Genomic DNA, 1,551 nt, shown 5'->3' on the forward strand with positions numbered 1-1,551 from the left:
AGTCCTTGCACTCGATGACCAGACGGCCACCGTGAGGTAGATAGATGCCGCCAATATCGCCGCGATCCTTCGCACCATTCCGGGGCCGGATGTCGATGCGCTCATCGTTCAGACACACAGCCCAGTAATCGGCTTGCGACCGTTCGAGGTTGTGCCCTGCCGCTTTCGCGGACGCTCTGCTGCGGGTCATTTCTTCGCCTTATGGTCGAGACTTTCGAGCACGTCAACATGCACCCAGCCGAGAAGCGGGACGATGATTATCGGTGTGTGGCAGATACGGCAATCGGTCATAGCCAGTCCTCGATTTCTTGCTCGGTCAGATCCTCGGGCTCGGATGTATCCCACGAGAAGTCGTCGTTCTGTGTTTCACGAGCGACCTCTACGCCGTCCGCGTTGTAGTAGACGACCTCCGTGTACTGACGGGTCTCAACGATCTTGTACGGGGCGGTCATGGCTGCACCTGCGCATCTCATCGGGTACTCCCGTACATCGCAACCAGACCTTTGTAGAGGCTCTGGAACGCCGAGAGTTCCGACTCCACACCGCGTGCAGTGCGGTCAGCGTGACGCCACACAACCTCAGCGTCATCAGCCGCTTTCCGAAAGCTCTCAGTCGCAATCACAGCGGCATACTTTTTCTCATGCGCGGGCCCCTGATGCCGCATGTACGCTTTCGCCTCCTCGACCTCGTAGTCACGCAGCGCCGTCTTGTACTCACCCAACGAGCGGGTGACGACCGTGACACCATTCGAGAGCCGGTTCGCGAGAGTGCGAATCTGCTGCTCAATATCGACAGGGTTCAGAACCTCACTCATGACAGTTCCCCTTTACGCTTGTCCTTCGCGGCGACAATCCGGGTGTTGTTGTTCAGCCCCGCCTTACCGGATGACTCCCACGCGGCCTGCAATTGCCCCGTAGAAGTAGCCCCGGCGAACACCTCAACCCACTCCGTGATCGTGGCTTCAGGGATCTCCACAGGGATCGGCTCAGACGTGCGAGCCAACACCTCCTGCTTAGATGCGATCACCTTCGCGTCAACAGAGAGCGTGGCGACCATTGCGCGCCCCCACGCCGCCGTTTCCGCGTTCTGAACCTCACTGTCACGGGTGAAGTTTGTGGGCCCTGGCACCGGCTCCCATGCCGTACCAATGCCGGGTCTCTCATCCTCAGGCGTCCGGTACGCGGCAGCCGTGTAAACCACCCAATCCTTCGTGCCGAACCCGCGCACGAACTCCAACGACACCTGCTGAAGTGAGCCGTTCGGGTAAGCCGTCCTGAACTCAACAATGCGTTCAGCGACATCGATATAACCTTCCGGTTTCCCAGCCATCAGAAAGCCTCCAATTCAAGTAGTCGGTCTGCGGTTTCACGCAAATCCGTGATCATTGCTTCGTCGCGCTCAATCCAGAGCGTCTTAGGGGTGAGCCAACCGAGGAAGAAACCGCCCCGGTCGTCCGGCACACGCAACTGCCACAGCAGTAGGCACCGTTCCGCGCCGCTCACGTATATCTGCCACTGCACCTGCCGGCGGTACACGATGGGCGGTGTCTTC

Annotated in this window: 3 protein-coding genes and 2 pseudogenes; all 5 read right to left on the bottom strand. The window is 59.4% G+C overall.

Going from position 1 to position 1,551, the window contains the following annotated elements; genetic code table 11:
• Positions 1-190: pseudogene (locus D4765_RS19910) on the bottom strand (hypothetical protein); the annotation flags it as partial.
• A gap of 97 nt (positions 191-287) precedes the next feature.
• Positions 288-452 carry a hypothetical protein gene (locus D4765_RS19325; protein ID WP_161580506.1) on the bottom strand — a complete coding sequence of 55 codons (165 nt, stop codon included), beginning with the start codon at positions 450-452 and terminating at the stop codon, positions 288-290.
• 17 nt (positions 453-469) lie between these two features.
• Positions 470-814 (bottom strand): hypothetical protein, encoded by a 345-nt coding sequence (locus D4765_RS18955; RefSeq protein ID WP_136643863.1) that lies wholly within the window; start codon positions 812-814, stop codon positions 470-472.
• Positions 811-1,329 (bottom strand): hypothetical protein, encoded by a 519-nt coding sequence (locus tag D4765_RS18960; RefSeq protein WP_136643864.1) that lies wholly within the window; start codon positions 1,327-1,329, stop codon positions 811-813. Before D4765_RS18960 ends, D4765_RS18955 begins: the two co-directional genes overlap by 4 nt.
• Positions 1,329-1,551 (bottom strand): annotated as a pseudogene (locus D4765_RS19330) (hypothetical protein); the annotation flags it as partial. The pseudogene D4765_RS19330 and the gene D4765_RS18960, both read right to left, overlap by 1 nt.

It is taken from the genome of Subtercola vilae (assembly GCF_004923255.1).
Lineage (GTDB): Bacteria > Actinomycetota > Actinomycetes > Actinomycetales > Microbacteriaceae > Subtercola > Subtercola vilae.

Coding starts and splice junctions, on each gene's coding strand:
- D4765_RS19325 (WP_161580506.1), bottom strand. CDS start 452: ATGACCGCCCCGTACAAGATCGTTGAGACCCGTCAGTACACGGAGGTC.
- D4765_RS18960 (WP_136643864.1), bottom strand. CDS start 1,329: ATGGCTGGGAAACCGGAAGGTTATATCGATGTCGCTGAACGCATTGTT.
- D4765_RS18955 (WP_136643863.1), bottom strand. CDS start 814: ATGAGTGAGGTTCTGAACCCTGTCGATATTGAGCAGCAGATTCGCACT.